Source organism: Modestobacter sp. I12A-02662 (assembly GCF_041028325.1).
GTDB lineage: Bacteria > Actinomycetota > Actinomycetes > Mycobacteriales > Geodermatophilaceae > Modestobacter.
The window spans coordinates 1-548 of sequence record NZ_JABGDE010000047.1 but is presented as its reverse complement, the minus strand read 5'-3'; the positions used below and the strand labels follow the sequence as shown (position 1 = coordinate 548).

Genomic DNA, 548 nt, shown 5'->3' with positions numbered 1-548 from the left:
GCGACCCGGTCGCCCATGGTCATCGCCTCGACCTGGTCGTGGGTGACGTAGACCGTGGTGATCCCCAGCCGGCGCTGCAGGCCGGCGATCTGCGTGCGGGTCTGCACCCGCAGCTTCGCGTCCAGGTTCGACAGCGGCTCGTCCATCAGGAACACCTGCGGCTGGCGCACGATCGCCCGCCCCATCGCCACCCGCTGCCGCTGCCCACCCGACAGCGCCTTGGGCTTGCGGTCCAGGTACGGGGTGAGGTCCAGCAGCTTCGCCGCCTCCTCCACCCGCGTGCGCCGCTCCTCCTTGCCGATCCCGGCGATCTTCAACGCGAAGCCCATGTTGTCCGCCACGCTCATGTGCGGGTACAGCGCGTAGTTCTGGAACACCATCGCGATGTCCCGGTCCTTCGGCGGCACGTCGCTGACGTCGCGGTCCCCGATCCGGATCGCCCCGCCGTCGACGTCCTCCAGCCCGGCCAGCATCCGCAGCGAGGTGGACTTCCCGCACCCCGACGGGCCGACCAGCACCAGGAACTCGCCATCGGCGATCTCCAGGTC

At 70.3% G+C, this 548-nt stretch carries 1 protein-coding gene; it reads right to left on the bottom strand.

Features of this window, described 5'->3' with window-relative positions:
• On the bottom strand, positions 1–548 hold a 548-nt coding region (locus HL189_RS22535; RefSeq protein WP_369135966.1), incomplete at both ends, for an ABC transporter ATP-binding protein.